Consider the following 14,792-nt stretch of genomic DNA (forward strand, 5'->3'; position numbering starts at 1 on the left):
CACCGTCTACCTGGCCGCTCTGCACATCGCGGGTATCTTCATCTGGTCCGCTCGATGATCCAGAAGAAACGGCCTAGTCGTGGGTGTGGGTGTGGGGTGTGGGTGTAGTTGCGGTTGTGGGTGTATCTGCGGCTGTGGTGTTGTCGTGGCGGCGGAACACGAGGGTCCGCGCATGGGTGTCCCTGCGCCGTCGGCCACCTTTCCGCGTCGCTGGTGCCGTGTACACCCGCGTCGCCGGTGCCGGGTACAGCCACGTTGGCGGCGCCGTGTACACCCCCGTCGCGGAGGGGGCGTGTACCTCCACGCGGCCAGTGCCGTGCAGGCAAGCGGGGCCGTCCTCCGTGCCGGGGCCCCGCCGGGTTCGGTGGCACGCTGGGGATGCGCGTGGCCGCTCCCCGGGACCTCGTCATGACCCTGAACCTGTCGGCCACCACCGCCCGCGTGCCGCTCACCGGCATGGCGGGGTGCGGCGTCGTGCACGGCCGTAGTGGTCGTCAGGGTCGCCGCCGCCACGTACATCTACATCTCTTGCCGGAACCCGCCCGCCACGACGGGATGGACTCTCGCCCCCTCACGGTTGGAGAACCCATATGGCCCGACGGGCGTACTACGTCTCGCCACCTCCGTCCGGAGGAGCGCCACGACCGCCTACCTGGTCAGCGCTCACGGCGCGGCTGCGTGGCCTGGCAGCCGCGAACCCTGGCGCATGCCGCATCACCACGGTGGGCGTCTCGCGGGGTGGTGAGCCGCTTCTCCTGCTCACCCTGGGGCACGGCCCGCTCCGTCTGCTGATCGTCGCCGGAGCGCACCCCAACGAGCCGGTCGGCCACGCGACGGTCGTCGCGCTCGTCGAGCACGTACCGGCCCATCCCTCGGCGCGCGAGGACGCCACCTGGTACGTACTGCCCTCGAGCGATCCGGACGGGGCCCTGCTCAACGAAGCCTGGTACTCCCACGCATGGCCGCCCACCCTGGAGTCGTACCACCGCGGCTTCTACCGCCCGGCCGCCGCGGACCAGCCCGAGGCCACGTTCCCCACGGCGCGGGGTGGACCGGCCGCGCTGCCCGAGACGCGGGCCCTGATGACGGTCGTCGACACCGTACGCCCCGACGCCATGGTCTCGCTGCACAACGCGGACAGCGGCGGCAGCTTCTACGTGACCACGCGCGGCGAGACGGCCCTCGTGGACCTCTTGGCCGACTGCGCGGCACGCCACGACCTACCCGTGGCACAACTGCCCGCCGACTGCGTCGACTGGGCCTCCCCCGGCCCCGGAGTCTTCGTGCTGCCGCCGGCTGCCACGCCGCGGGCAGCCGCCACGGACAGTACTGAGGGCTGCTCCGATGGTTCCGCTGGTTCCGAGAACGCAGGGGGCGCCAAGGGCGTTGCTGAGTGGCAGCCCGCCGGGGCCACCAGCGTCCATTACGCTGCCCGCCACGGCTGCCTCGGCCTCTACCCCGAGGTACCGATGTGGCGCACCGAACCCGTCGGCCTCCCGACCGCCGAAGGGGTACGCCATCTGCTGTCCACAGCGGACTTCCTCACCGGATTGATGGAGCGCACCGCCGCTGCCGCGGGGCCGACGCCCTTCCTCCCGGCCGCCCAGGACACGGTGAGGGGCATGCGGCTCATGGCCCGCCTCGCCCGCCGACAGCCGCCCCAGGTCAGCGATCAGGACCTGCACCTCCTCCTGCCGCTCCGAGCCGCCGGGATGCTGCTGCGCCACCTCGACACCCAGCTCGACGCCACAACCGCGCCCCTCCCGCACCTGCTGTCTGAACGGCTGCTGCTGCGCGAGCACTTCGACCGGTGGCTACGGCAAACCCAGGCGACACTGCGGCCCCGGCCCCTGCCTCTGTCACGGGTGGTGGGCTTCCAACTCGACACGATCCTCGGCACGGCGCGACTGCTGAGCCCGGGGTGAGTCGAGGCCTGACCTGCCTCCCGAGCAGAAGCCGCAACCGACAACCTGCGCTGTCTGCGCGAGCCCGGCCGAAGCCGTGGGAAGTCGACGATGAGCTGTGGGCGGTGATCGAACCGCTGCTGCCCGAGGTGGAACCTCGGATGCGGCACCCGGGACACAAGCGGCATCCTGACCGGCTGGTGTTTCAGGGCATCTTGTTCGCGCTGCACACCGGGACCTTCTGGGAACACCTGCCGCAGGAACTCGGCTTCTGGTCGGGCATGACCGTTGGCGCCGCCTGACCGAATGGACGGAAGCCGGGTGTGGCCCCTGCTCCATGGGATCCTCCCCTCCGAGCTTCGGAGCGTGCTGGACCTGGAGCGGGTGTTTGTTCATCTGCACTGGTTCCGTCGCCTGCGGATCCGCTGAGGGATACGCGACGACACCCACGAAGCCTTCCTTACCCTCGGATGCGCGCTCATCTGCCGACGGCGCCTGATGGGGTTGCGTAGGAGTGCTGGGTGAGACCACGTGCTGGGCCTTCCGGATGTCGCGGTTGCGGAGATGCGCGACACGGTGGTTGCGGCGACGTTGTCTGACATGTCGCGTCGGCGGGTCGGGTCAGTGGGTGAAAACGACAGATGCCGCAAGATCCTTCTGGGTCTCGAGTGCAGTGAGACGTCTGGTGAGTGTGGTGTGGATGGCCTCGTAGGTGTCGGAACCGAGAGGCAGGCGCAGGGGCGGGTTCGGGTGGTTGGTGGTGTCGTAGATGGCAGCGGCGAGCTTGGCCGGGTCGCCGGTGAAGACGCTGTCGTCAGCGGCCTCCAGGAAACGCCGCGTCCGGCCGACGGCGTTGTCACGGTAGGCGGCCGTTTCGGTGGTGTAGTGCAGGGCCGAGGCGAAGCCGGTGCGGGTGGCGCCGGGCTCGACCAGGGTGAGGTGAATGTTGAAGTCGGCCACCTCATGGCTGACGCTCTCGGTGAAGCCTTCCAGCCCCCACTTCCCCGCGTGATAGGAGCTGTGCGTGGGGGTGCCGATCTGGCCGCCCACGCTGGAGATCTGGATGATGCGGCCTCCGCCCTGCTCGCGCATGGGCTTCAGGAAGGCCCGGGTGATCAGCATCGGAGCAAGCAGGAGGACCTCGATCTGATCACGGATCTGCTCGACGGTCATCTCCTCGGCGGCGCCCACGACTGCGTATCCGGCGTTGTTGACCACGATGTCCACCGGTCCGGACTGGAGGGTCCTGCCGACCACTTCGTCGACGTCGGCCGGCCGGGTGAGATCCAGGATCTCGACGGTCAGCCGGTCGCCGTACGTCTTACGCAGGTCTTCCAGGGCTGAGGGGCGGCGGACCGTAGCCGTGACGCGGTCGCCGCGCCGGAGGGCGTGTTCGGTGAGATGGCGGCCCAGGCCGCCGGAGGCTCCGGTGATGAACCATTGACGTACGGCCTTGTCGGACGGAGTCGGCATGGGAGTCTCCTGGCATAGAGTGTTACCGGAATACATTCCGGTTAGGAGTTAAGCGGAATGTATTCCGGAACGCGACCGAAGACAGGCACCGGAGGAACCCGCATGCCCCCCACCCCTCGCCGGACCAGGAGCGATGCGCTACAGAATCGGGAGCGCCTGCTGGAGGTCGCCGCGCGGGTCTTCGCCGAGCAGGGGCTGGATACCGCACCGGCCGCCATCGCCAAGCAGGCCGGCGTCGGCGTCGGCACGCTCTACCGGCACTTCCCGACACGAGAAGCTCTCATCGACGCCGCCTACCGACACCAACTCACCCGTGTGTGCGAGAAGGCGCCGGACCTCCTCGCCCGGCATCCGGCCGCCGAGGCCACTCGCATCTGGATGGAACACTTCCTCGAGTACGCCACGGCCAAGAGCGGCATGTCCGCAGCGCTCAATGCGGTCATCGCCTCCGGAGTCGACCCATATGCCGACAGCCGCGCACTCCTTACCGACGCCGTCGCCACCCTCCTTGATACCGGCGCCCACGACGGCAGCCTGCGAACCGACGTCACCTCCGACGATGTTCTCCTCCTCATGGGTGGGATCGCCTATTCCGTGCAGCACGGCAGCAAAGAGCAGGCCCGTCGGCTCGTCGACCTCCTCATGGACGCGCTGACCAAGGGCTCGACCGCGAGCTGCACCCAAGCTCCCGGATCCGGCGCGTCCAACGTGCGCGCCGGCACGGCCAATCCATCGAGCGGCGCTGTCGACGTTCATGAGGCTCCAGGCGCATGACACCCACCCAACTCCGAGCGCATTCCGTTAGGAGTTCCAAGCGCTTCAGCGGCCGGGGCTTGGGGCTCACCCGCCGAGGTCGGCAGCCCGTCCCGTCCCGGACGTCTCACAGGCCACAGGCGAGATACCGAGCGAAGACCTCCTGGCTGTCCGGGGTGAAGGTCCACTGCCGCAGCGCCCGCCGCACCTCGGACTCGGTCAGCCAGCCGTGCCAGGCCACCTCACCCGGGTCGGGGGCGCCTGTCTCCGCGAGTACGGCATCGCACACCCCGAGCCAGTGCGGGCTGAGCCCGCTCCGGTTGAGGAACCTGAACCGGAGGCGCACTGCCGCCGCCGCTCCCAGCTCCTCACGGAGTTCACGGACAGCGGCGTCCTCATAGGACTCGCCGACTCCCGCGGCGCCCCCGACCCCGAGTTCGTAGTGGCCTGGGAAGCGGGTCAACTGCTCGGCACGCCGATGGACGAGAAAGCGGCCTTGCCCATCACGGCACACCACCAAGGCGACACGGTGCAGCCACCCCTCCCGAACGGCGTCCCACCGCCTGACCACCCCCAGCACACGGTCCTGAACGTCGACGCGTTCCACGAGTTCATCCACGCCGCACACGATCGCAGAACCCACTGACACCGCCCGGAGTCCCCCGTCGGCCGTCATGGTGGATCTCACTCCGCGGTTTCTGTTCCTGGATCCGTTCGTGCGATGATCTGCCGCCATGAGAGATGTGTGGGGAAAGGCGGTCGGCGCGCTGGTGCTGGCCGCGACCGTGGCGGCTGCGAGCGGCTGTGGCGGCTCGGACGACGAGGACACCTCGAAGCCGGCCGCGAAGGCGGAGAAGGCGCCGAGCGTGAAGGCGGCGGTCACCGCCTTCCAGGACGCGGTGACGGAGTTCGACGAGGACGGCGGCTGCGTCGAGAAGGAGCCGGGTACCTGCTGGCCGCAGATGAAGGCGCTGATGAAGCCCGCGCGTGACCTGCGGAAGGCGGCGAACGCCGACGACAAGAACGGGCCGAAGTTCTGGTCGGAGGCGTACGCGCTGATCAACACGATGGAGAAGGGCGTCAAGGTGGGGAACGACCAGGGCGTCCCGGCCGGCGAATCAATGGCCCTGACGAACCGCGACGACGTGTTCGGCTCCGCCCACAAGCTGTCGGACTGGCTGGACCAACACCCGGTGTCGTAGCGGCCTTTCGATGCCCCACCGCGCGGCCGCCGCCCGCCGGCCGCGCGTGCCAGTCCGAGGATGTGCCCGCGGAAACCAGCAACTTATGGTGCGCCAGCCTCCGTGCGAGCCGGTACGCCCCGAATGACCGCCTCACCCAGTCGCCGTCGTCGCACCCTCGCCGCGCATCAGAAGCAACGCTGAGGCTCAGGCGCGAACGCCACCCGGATCGACGGCCCGGCAGTGTCGGTAGCTTCGGCTGTGATTTCCTGGCTGCAGAAGTCCGATGTGGTCGCGAACTTCCCTGTGCTGAAGCTGAATCCGTCCGGGAGGCGTCCAACCATCGAGCTGCAGGGCACCTGCGATCTTCCCCTTCGGTAGGTTCGCACCGGGTGAGCGGGCCGAGTATCGGGGTCGGCATCGCCGCGCCCTGGTGTGGCCAGCGGCCTGCTGCCTACGAAGGAGACCTCTGTGACGTACCCAGCCCCCACCGACCGCGGCCCTGGCCCCGTTGACGACAGCCGGTTCCGTACGAGGTGGTTTCTGGTCGCGGTGGCATTGCTTGTCGTAGTAGTTGTGCTCGGTGCCTTCCTCATCGTTGGCAGCGGCGGCGGTGAGCAGCAGGACGCGGCGGACGGCACCCGGGGCCCTGCCTCCACAGCGAGCCCAACCGGCAGGCAGTCAGCCGAATTTCAAGACGGCAGGTGCCCGCGGCTGTCGGACAAGAGCACCCAAGTGCCCGACACGGCACCGGCAGGAGTGACCTGGGGACTGTTCCGGACCATGGCGCTGCCGACCTCTGAAGCGGCAGGTCCGGCCGTCACCGACGGCGACGTGGCGCGCTGCTACGCCCGCACTCCCACCGGCGCACTGCTGGCGGCCGCGCAGATTGCAGTGCGCGCCCTCCTGGCACAGGACTGGCGCACCGTCATGGAGGAACAAACGTACGGTGACACCCGGGATTCCTACATCGAACAGCGCACGAAGCTGGAGAAGAAGACAAGCCCTCCGCCTCCGGAGCCGGGGGAACTCGGGCAATACGCCGGCTTCCGCTTCGTCACCTACGACTCGCGAACGGCCGTGATCGAACTGGTGACCCGCTTCTCGGACACGGGCGCCCTTCAGGTGTCCACCGCGACCGTGCAGTGGCGTGATGGTGACTGGCGGTACCAGTACTCCACCACATACACGCAGCCGAAAAGCCTGGACAGCCTCGCCGGCTATGTGCCCTGGGGTGGTGTCTGAAGCCCTGCCCTGTCAATGGCGTTGAGGACCGTTCGGCGGAGATCACCCCGGCCTGCTCGCGCCCCAGTTCGCGCTACCGCCTCGGCATGAGCTCGATCGTGCCTGTCGGCCTCTTCGGCGCTCACGTTCCCGTCGGGCAGCGGCCGGGGGGACGCATTGCTGCGCCTCGGGCCTCAAGTGCACATGTACAGGTGTCATCGCCGCCACCGGCAAGGCGCCCTTGTAGGTCACGCGGCTCCGACACACTTGGTCCCTACTTGGTCGTGTGCGTGGGGTAGACCTGCACATCGGTGTAGGCGCCCTTGATCTGCCCCGCGCCCGCGGGCCACTTCAGAGTCACGGAGTGGGTCTCGTTCGGAGGCGTCACCAGGATGTGGGTCGGCGACGTGAGGCTCTCGGCGCTGTTGTCGATCTCGTAGGCGAGGTTGAAGACGGCGGTGTCACCGGGCTCGAGAGTCGTGACCCGCGGCTGGGCCCGGCCGCGCTCGATCGGGGTGGTGGTGTGGTCGGCGTCCTTGATGTCCACGCCCGCGAAACCTGTCGCCGAGCAGGTGGTCGACCCTCGGTTGGTCATGGTGATGTCGATCCTGCCGGAGCTCTCGTCGGGCGCGGCGTCCTGGGCGTCGATGGCCAGGTTCTGCGTCTTGCAGAACGTGACCTTGGCGCCGTCCGCCTGCGCGCCGCCCGCGCCTGCCCCGGCTTCGGTGCCCTTGCCCGAACCCGGCTGCTTGTCGCCCGCCTCAGAGCTGCCCGAGCCCGAGCCGGCCCCCGGCTTCACGTCACCGTTCGAGGACGAGGACGAAGACGAAGGCGAAGACGCGGTCGGGGAGTTCGAAGTCGAGGAGCCCTTGGACGACGCGTCCGCCTCCGAGTCGTCACCGCCGCAGGCGGTGAGCGAGAGGGCGGCGGCGAGGCTGACGGCGGCGAGAGCGGCGAGGCGGGTGGTCTTCATGGTTCCCCCAGAAGGAAGGCGACGGACGTGCCGGAGCCGTGCATGCGGCCGTAACCATTTGTAGCTTGCACCGAGTTACGAGCGATTCTCCGCGACGTCTTCGTTCCGTCACAGGCGATGCCCTTGTGGCTCTCGCAGTGCCCCTATTGGCCAGCAGGGCTGTACCTTCGGCCACCCACCTGGACCGCGCCCGTCCCGCACCTGGTCCGCCCGCGGAAGTCCCGCCTGAGTCCACGAGCTGAGCGTTCATGGGCCGCCGATGGACCACCGGGCCGCTGAACCACGGAACCCCTCGCCCACCGGGCCGCCGGGCTCACCGGGCCACCGACCTCACCGGCCACATGGCGACGCTCCGAGCGCGCCGGTCGCAGGTTGAGCACGCCGGCCGCCCATGACAGGCTCATGCCCTGTGATCGATGACTCCGCGAAAGAGTACCTGCACAGCGATCTGCGAGAGCTCCGCGAGGCGATGCTCTGGAAGCTCGACGGGCTCTGCGAGTACGACGTACGCCGCCCCCTGACCGCGACGGGGACCAACCTCCTCGGCCTGGTCAAGCACCTGTCGATCCTGGAGTCCAGGTACTTCGGGGAGGTCTTCGACCGACCGCACCCCAAACCCCTGCCGCGGTGGGACGGAGCCGGAGAGCACGGGGCCGACATGTGGGCGACCGAGCACGAAACACGCGAAGAGATCACTGATCGCTACCGTCGTGCCGGGCAGCACGCGGACGCGACGATCACTGCCCTCGCCCTCGACTCCCCCGGCTACGTGCCCTGGTGGCCGCGCCCCAACGTGAAACTGTTCAACATCCTGGTCCACATGCTCACCGAAACCAGCCGTCACGCCGGACACGCCGACATCCTGCGTGAACAGCTCGACGGCTCGACAGGGACAACAGTTGGGCATGCGACTCCGCGGTGCGAGACGGCCGTCCGGGAGGCCCGGTGCGCGAAGATCGCGCGAGCCGCCGAAGCAGCCGCCAGCAGGCTCGGGGCGACCGGGTCGTGAGCGGCCACCGAGACCCGCTCCCGCCGTTCCGAAACCTCATTCGCGGCGCTGCTCAATTGGCCGTCGCGTAACGGAACATCGGCAACCGCGCCCCAGCCAGGGAGAATGACTGCGGGCGGAGTGCGTGCTGTCCCGTGGGCAGGACAATGCCGAAGAGATTTCCTTGACCGGTAATCCGGGCGGCGGCAATGCTGAGAGTTCCGAATGATCTGCCGCCACGGGGGGTGGGCGCGTTGTTTTCGTCCCTGACCGGTTCCTTCGGCAATGATTCGATCCGCGGCCGGTGAGTGCCGCAGGGCACACGATTCCTGAGGTGTTCCGGCGGCGGGCTGCCGCGCACCCGGGGGCGACCGCGATCACCTGCGGTGATGTGTCACTGACCTACCGGGAGCTGGACGCCAGGGCGGACCGGTGGGCACGGGCGCTCCGGCAGCGGGGGGTCGGCCAGGAGTCGGTGGTGGCCGTCATGCTGCCGCGTTCGGTGGAACTCGTCGTGGCATTCCTGGCTGTGCTCCGGGCCGGTGGCGTTTATCTGCCACTCGATCCCGGCCACCCGTCCGAACGCGTCGCGATATCGCTGCGGGATGCGCGGCCGGTGCTGTCGCTGACCGAATCGATATTGGCCGATAATGTGCTGGGGGGTATGTGCCCGCAGGTGTTTCCGGAGGATTTGGACGCCGCGCCGGTGTCGGCGGACGCCTGCCGGATGCCGCGACCGGACCAGTTGGCCTACGTGATGACGACGTCCGGGTCGACCGGAGCGCCCAAGGGCACCGGGATCACCCACCGGGACGTCGTGGACCTCGCGCGGGACCGGCGCTGGCTCGGCGGCGCCCACGCACGGCTCCTCGCCCACGCACCCCTCACCTTCGACGCCTCCGTCTACGAACTGTGGGTCCCGCTCCTCAACGGTGGTCATGTCGTCGTGGACCGGTGCGGGTCCGGGGACATGACGCCGGACCGGCTCCGGGAACTGGTCCACGCCCACGGCATCACCGCCGTCTTCCTGACCACGGCGCTGTTCAACCTCCTGGCGGGTGAGGACGCGCGGTGCCTCGCCGGACTGCGGACGGTGTGGACCGGGGGCGAGCGGGGCTCGGCGTCCGCCTTCCGCCGTGCCGTGCGGGCGTGCCCGGAGACCGAGTTCGTGCACGTGTACGGCCCGACGGAGGCCACCGTCTTCGCCCTCTGCCGTTCCCTGGGAACGGTGGAGCGGCTCGGCCCGGGCGGACCTGACGGGCGGCCCGGAAACGACGCACCCCTCGGGCGGCCCGGAGACGACCTGCCTCTCGAGCCGCCCGGGGACGACGTGCCCCTCGGGCGGCCCATGGACGGCGTACGCGCGTACGTGCTCGACGGCGCCCTGCGTTCCGTGCGGCCGGGCGGCACCGGTGAGCTGTACCTGGCCGGGGCCGGCCTCGCCCGTGGCTACGTACGGCAGGCGGCGCTGACCGCGGAGCGGTTCGTGGCGTGTCCGTTCGGGCCCGCGGGCGCACGCATGTACCGGACCGGCGACGTCGTGGCCCGGACGGACGACGGCGAGCTGGTGTTCCGCGGACGCGCCGACGACCAGGTGAAGGTGCGGGGCTTCCGCATCGAGCCCGGTGAGGTCGAGACGGCGCTCCTCGCCCATCCCGGGGTCGCGCAGGGGGTCGTCGTCGCCCACGAGGGGCCCGGCCCGGGCAGGCGCCTGGTGGCGTACGTGGTCGCGACCGGAGCCACGGGAGCGGGGTGGGGCTCCGGGGAGGGGGACATCGCCGTCGACTCGGGCTTCCGGGCGGGCGAGCTGCGGGCGTTCGTGGCCCGTCGGCTGCCGGAGTTCATGGTTCCCGCGGCGGTCGTCGTACTCGACCGGATGCCGCTGACACCCAACGGCAAGGTCGACCGCGGTGCCCTGCCGCCGCCGGTGTTCGCGCCGGAGCGGTACCGGCCGCCGGGCACCCCGGACGAGGAGGCCCTGTGCGGGCTCTTCGGCGCGGTCCTCGGGCTCGACCGGGTGGGCGTGGACGACGACTTCTTCGGCATGGGCGGTGACAGCATCCAGTCGATCCAGGTGGCCTCCCGCGCTCGCGAGCGGGGCCTCCGGATCACCGCTCGGCAGATCTTCGAACACCGCACCGTCGCCCGGCTCACCGAGGCCGTGGCCGGGTCCCGCGGCCCCGTGCCCGCCGAGCCGGACCACGGGGTGGGGTGGATGCCGCTGATGCCGGTGGCGAGGTGGGTCGAGGAGCTCGGGCCGGGCGCGGAGCGGCTGGCGCAGGCGGTCGTGGTGCGCTGCCCGGCCGGCGTGGACCGGGCCGGTCTCGTGGCGACGCTGGGCGCGGTGCTGGACCACCACCACCTGCTGCGCGCCCGCCTGGTCACGGAGAACGGCGGGGGTCTGCGCGTGGACCCGCCGGGCCGGGTCGAGGCCGGACCCCTGCTGCGCCGGGTCGAGGCCGGACCCCTGCTACGCCGGGTCGAAGCCCGATCCCTGCTGCGCCGGGTCGACGCCCGGTCGTTGCCGCGCCGGGACGAGCACGGCGACGAGGACTGGCACGCGCTGCTGGTGGACCAGCTGGACGCGGCCGTGGCCCGGCTCGATCCGGTGGCGGGCACGATGGCGCAGTTCGTCTGGTTCGATGCGCCCGCCGGGGCGGGACGGCTGCTCGTCGTGGTGCACCACCTGGTGGTCGACGGCGTCTCGTGGCGGATCCTGCTGCCCGACCTGGCCACGGCCTGGGCACAGGTGCGCGGGGGGACGCCGCCGTCCCTGCCGCCGGTGCCGACGTCGGCCCGGCGCTGGGCGACGGCGCTCGCGGCCGAGGCGGTGCGCCCCGAGCGCGTCCGCGAACTGGCCGACTGGGCCTCCCTGGTGGCCGGCCCCGATCCGCTGCTCGGCACCAGGAGGATCGACCCCGCGCTCGACGTCCGGGCCACCGTGGGCAGGGTCCGGGTGCGGTCGTCGACAGCCGTGACCGAGGCGGTGCTCACCACGCTGCCCGCGGTGTTCCACGGCGGCGTCAACGACGGGCTCCTGACCGCCCTGGCGCTGGCGGTCGCGCGGTGGCGCCGTCGCCGCGGCGTGACCGAGACGTCGGTACTGCTGCGCCTGGAGGGACACGGCAGGGAGGAGGAGGCGGTGGAGCCGGGGGCGGACCTGTCCCGGACCGTGGGCTGGTTCACCAGCGTCTTCCCGGTCCGCCTCGACGTGGCGGGGGTGGACGTCGACGAGGCGTTCGCGGGCGGTCCCGCGGCGGGCACGGCGGTCAAGGCGGTGAAGGAACAGCTCCGGGCGGTCCCGGGCCGAGGGATCGGCCACGGGCTGCTGCGGTACCTGAACCCCGAGACGGCCCCGGTGCTCGCCGCACTCCCCAGCGGGCAGATCGGGTTCAACTACCTGGGCCGCTTCTCCCCGCCGGAAGCCGACCCCGGTCCCGCCTCCGACTTCACCCCCACCGCCGACTTCGACCGCCTCACCGAGCTGGCCGAGCTGGACACCGGGCACGGCCCGGACATGCCCGCCCTGTCCGAGCTGGACATCAACGCGATGGTCACCGGTACGCGGCTCGGCGCCGTCTTCGCCGCCCCGGCCGGTGTCCTCACCCGCGCCGAGGTGGGCGAGATCGCCGAGTTGTGGTGCGCTGCGCTCGAAGGCCTGGCCCGCCACGTCAGCGAGCGCGGCGCGGGCGGCCTGACGCCGTCGGACGTCCCCCTGGTGTCGGTGGGGCAGGAGGAGATCGAGGCGTGGGAGGAGCGGTACCCCGGCCTGACGGACATCTGGCCGGCCACGGCGCTCCAGACGGGCCTGCTCTTCCAGTCCGGCCTCGCCGGGTCCGCGTTCGACGCCTACCAGGTGCAGTACGTGCTGCACCTCGCCGGGCCCGTGGACCCGGCCCGGCTGCGCGGGGCCGGGCAGGCGCTGCTCGACCGGCACGCCGCCCTGCGGGCCGCGTTCGTTCCGGACGCCGAGGGCCGACTGGTGCAGCTCGTTGGCACCGGCGTGGAACTGCCCTGGCGGGAGGTCGAGCTCGACGCCGCCGGTCTCGACGGGTTCCTCGCCGACGACCTGGCGCAACGCTTCGACCCGCGGGTACCACCGCTGCTGCGCCTCTCCCTCGTCCGGACGGGCGCGGGGGCGCACGAACTGGTGCTCACCGCGCATCACGCCCTGTTCGACGGCTGGTCGCTGTCGCTGCTCCTGCGGGACCTGCTGCGCCTGTACGGCTCGCACGCCCTGCCGCGCGCACGCGACCCCCGGGATTTCCTGGCCTGGCTGTCCCGGCAGGATGCCGCCGGGGCGGCCCGGGCCTGGGCGGCCGAGCTCGCCGGCCTGACCGAACCCACGCTGCTGGCCGGCGGCCGTGGCCGGGACGGCATCGGGCAGGTCGACGTCCCCCTCACCGCGGACACCGCCCGTCTCCTCGAACGCCGTGCCGCGCGCCTCGGCGTCACGCTCAACACCGTCGTCCAAGGCGCCTGGGGAGTGCTGCTGGGTCTGCTCACCGGCCGCCGGGACGTGCTGTTCGGCACCATGGTGTCCGGCAGGAACGCCGGGGTGCCGGGCGTGGACTCGACGGTGGGTCTGTTCCTCAACACCGTGCCCGTCCGGGTGCGGTGCGCCCCCGGGCGGGCCGTGGACGAGCTGCTCACCGACCTGCAGGAGCGGCAGGCCGGGCTGCTCGACCACCACCATCACGGCCTGCCCGACATCCAGCGGGCCGCCGGTCCTGGCGCGCTGTTCGACACGTTCGTCGCGTTCGAGTCCTTCCCGCTGGACCGCGCCGGCCTGGCCGACGCGGGCGCCGCCGCCGGGATCACCCTCACCGGCATCCGCCCGTTCACCACCACGCACTACGCCCTGACCGTCCTGGCCCTGGCCGACTCCGGGGCCCCTCTGCGCCTCGCCGTGCAGTACCGGCGGGACCTGTTCGGCAGGGCGGAAGCCGCCGACGTCGCCGTCCGCCTCGGGCGGGTCCTGACACAGTTCGCGGCGGACTCCCGGTGCCGGGTGGCGGCGATCGACGTCCTGGAGCCCGGGGAACGCGCGCTGGTGGGACCCGCCGTCGCACCGCCGGCCGACGACACCGTGCCCGGCCTGTTCGCGCGCCAGGTGGCGGCCACGCCCGACGCGACCGCGGTGGTGTCCCAGGACGGCGTAGCGATGTCGTACGCCGAGCTGAACACACGGGCGAACGCGGTGGCGCACGAGCTGATCCGGCGCGGCGTCGGCCCCGAGTCGCTGGTCGGGGTGGCCGTGCCGCGCTCCCCCGACCTCGTCGTGGCGCTGCTCGGCGTACTGAAGGCCGGGAGCGCGTACCTGCCGGTCGATCCCGCGCACCCGGCCGGGCGCCTGGAGGCCGTTGTCGCCGAGGCACGCCCCGCTCTGGTTCTGGTCACCGCCGGGACGGCGCCGACGGTACCCGGTGACCACCTGTGCGTCACCGGGATCACGGGCGCCGGCGGGGACCCGCGGGACGAGGACCGGACGTCGCCGCTGCTGCCGGACCACGCGGCGTACCTGATGTACACCTCGGGGTCGACCGGGGAGCCCAGGGGCGTGGTGGTCACCCACCGCAACGTGACGGCGTGCCTGCGGGACCTCGCGTCCCGTGCGGGCGTCGAACCGGGTGAGCGGGTGCTCGCGGGCACGTCGGTGAACTTCGACGTGTCGGTGTTCGAGATCTTCGCCACGCTGTGCAACGGCGGTGTGGTCGAGCCGGTCCGGGACGTGCTCGTGCTCGCCGAACGCGAGGGCTGGTCGGGCGGGGTGGTCAGTACGGTGCCATCGGCGTTCGCGGAGCTCCTCGACCGGATCGCGGGCAAGGTCGCCGTCCGTACCGTGGTGTTCGCGGGCGAAGCGCTGCCCGCCGCGCTCGTCGACCGGGTGCGGCGGGCGATGCCCGGGACACGCGTCGTCAACGGCTACGGGCAGAGTGAGACGTTCTACGCCACCGCGTGCGTGGTCCCCGACGCGCACGGCGGGGCCACCACGGGCAGCGCACCGGTCGGGACGCCGCTGGCGGGAGTGCGCGTGTACGTGCTGGGACCGGGCCTGGCGCCCGTGCCGCCGGGAACGGTGGGCGAGGTGTACGTCGCGGGCGCCACCGTGGGCCGCGGCTACCACGGCAGGCCGGGGCCGACGGCGGAGCGGTTCGTCGCCGACCTGTTCGGGGCGGCCGGGGAGCGCATGTTCCGCACCGGGGACCTGGCCCGGCGGAACCCGGCCGGGGAACTGGAGTACGTGGGCCGCGGCGACGCGCAGCTGAAGGTCCGCGGCTTCCGGGTCGAACCCG

Annotated in this window: 8 protein-coding genes and 2 pseudogenes; 7 read left to right on the top strand and 3 right to left on the bottom strand. The window is 71.4% G+C overall.

Annotated elements, in window-relative coordinates:
- Positions 1–590: 590 nt before the first annotated feature.
- Together QK440_RS20395 and QK440_RS20400 are read left to right on the top strand one after the other, a co-directional pair.
- Entirely contained in the window at positions 591–1,925 is a 1,335-nt protein-coding gene (locus QK440_RS20395) for a M14 family zinc carboxypeptidase (RefSeq protein WP_282794595.1), read from the top strand.
- Between the two features lie 50 nt (positions 1,926–1,975).
- A pseudogene (locus QK440_RS20400) lies at positions 1,976–2,231 on the top strand (transposase); the annotation flags it as partial.
- 294 nt (positions 2,232–2,525) lie between these two features.
- Here the strand turns inward: QK440_RS20400 and QK440_RS20405 are convergent.
- The gene (locus tag QK440_RS20405; RefSeq protein WP_282794596.1) at positions 2,526–3,377 is read right to left on the bottom strand and encodes an SDR family oxidoreductase; all 852 of its coding nucleotides are present in this window, start codon (positions 3,375–3,377) and stop codon (positions 2,526–2,528) included.
- A gap of 102 nt (positions 3,378–3,479) precedes the next feature.
- Here QK440_RS20405 and QK440_RS20410 point away from each other — a divergent pair, with 102 nt between their 5' ends.
- Complete coding sequence (locus QK440_RS20410; protein WP_282794597.1) at positions 3,480–4,151, top strand: TetR/AcrR family transcriptional regulator; 672 nt, start codon at positions 3,480–3,482, stop codon at positions 4,149–4,151.
- Positions 4,152–4,257: 106 nt separating this feature from the next.
- On the opposite strand, the gene QK440_RS20415 is transcribed toward QK440_RS20410, so the two are convergent.
- Entirely contained in the window at positions 4,258–4,806 is a 549-nt protein-coding gene (locus QK440_RS20415) for an NUDIX domain-containing protein (protein WP_282794629.1), read from the bottom strand.
- 58 nt (positions 4,807–4,864) lie between these two features.
- On the opposite strand from QK440_RS20415, the gene QK440_RS20420 reads away from it, so the two are divergent.
- Entirely contained in the window at positions 4,865–5,332 is a 468-nt protein-coding gene (locus tag QK440_RS20420) for a hypothetical protein (RefSeq protein WP_282794598.1), read from the top strand.
- Positions 5,333–6,094: 762 nt separating this feature from the next.
- Complete coding sequence (locus tag QK440_RS20425) at positions 6,095–6,556, top strand: hypothetical protein (protein ID WP_282794599.1); 462 nt, start codon at positions 6,095–6,097, stop codon at positions 6,554–6,556.
- Positions 6,557–6,809: 253 nt separating this feature from the next.
- Here QK440_RS20425 and QK440_RS20430 read toward each other — a convergent pair whose 3' ends face one another.
- Positions 6,810–7,508 (bottom strand): DUF4232 domain-containing protein, encoded by a 699-nt coding sequence (locus tag QK440_RS20430; RefSeq protein ID WP_282794600.1) that lies wholly within the window; start codon positions 7,506–7,508, stop codon positions 6,810–6,812.
- Between the two features lie 409 nt (positions 7,509–7,917).
- Here QK440_RS20430 and QK440_RS20435 point away from each other — a divergent pair, with 409 nt between their 5' ends.
- Positions 7,918–8,517: a DinB family protein gene (locus QK440_RS20435; protein ID WP_282794601.1), complete on the top strand. Its 600-nt coding sequence runs from the start codon at positions 7,918–7,920 to the stop codon at positions 8,515–8,517.
- 313 nt (positions 8,518–8,830) lie between these two features.
- Positions 8,831–14,782 (top strand): annotated as a pseudogene (locus tag QK440_RS20440) (amino acid adenylation domain-containing protein); the annotation flags it as partial.
- Between the last annotated feature and the right edge of the window lie 10 nt (positions 14,783–14,792).

Origin of the sequence: Streptomyces sp. CC224B (genome assembly GCF_030010595.1) — a bacterium.
Taxonomy (GTDB): Bacteria; Actinomycetota; Actinomycetes; order Streptomycetales; family Streptomycetaceae; genus Streptomyces; species Streptomyces longispororuber.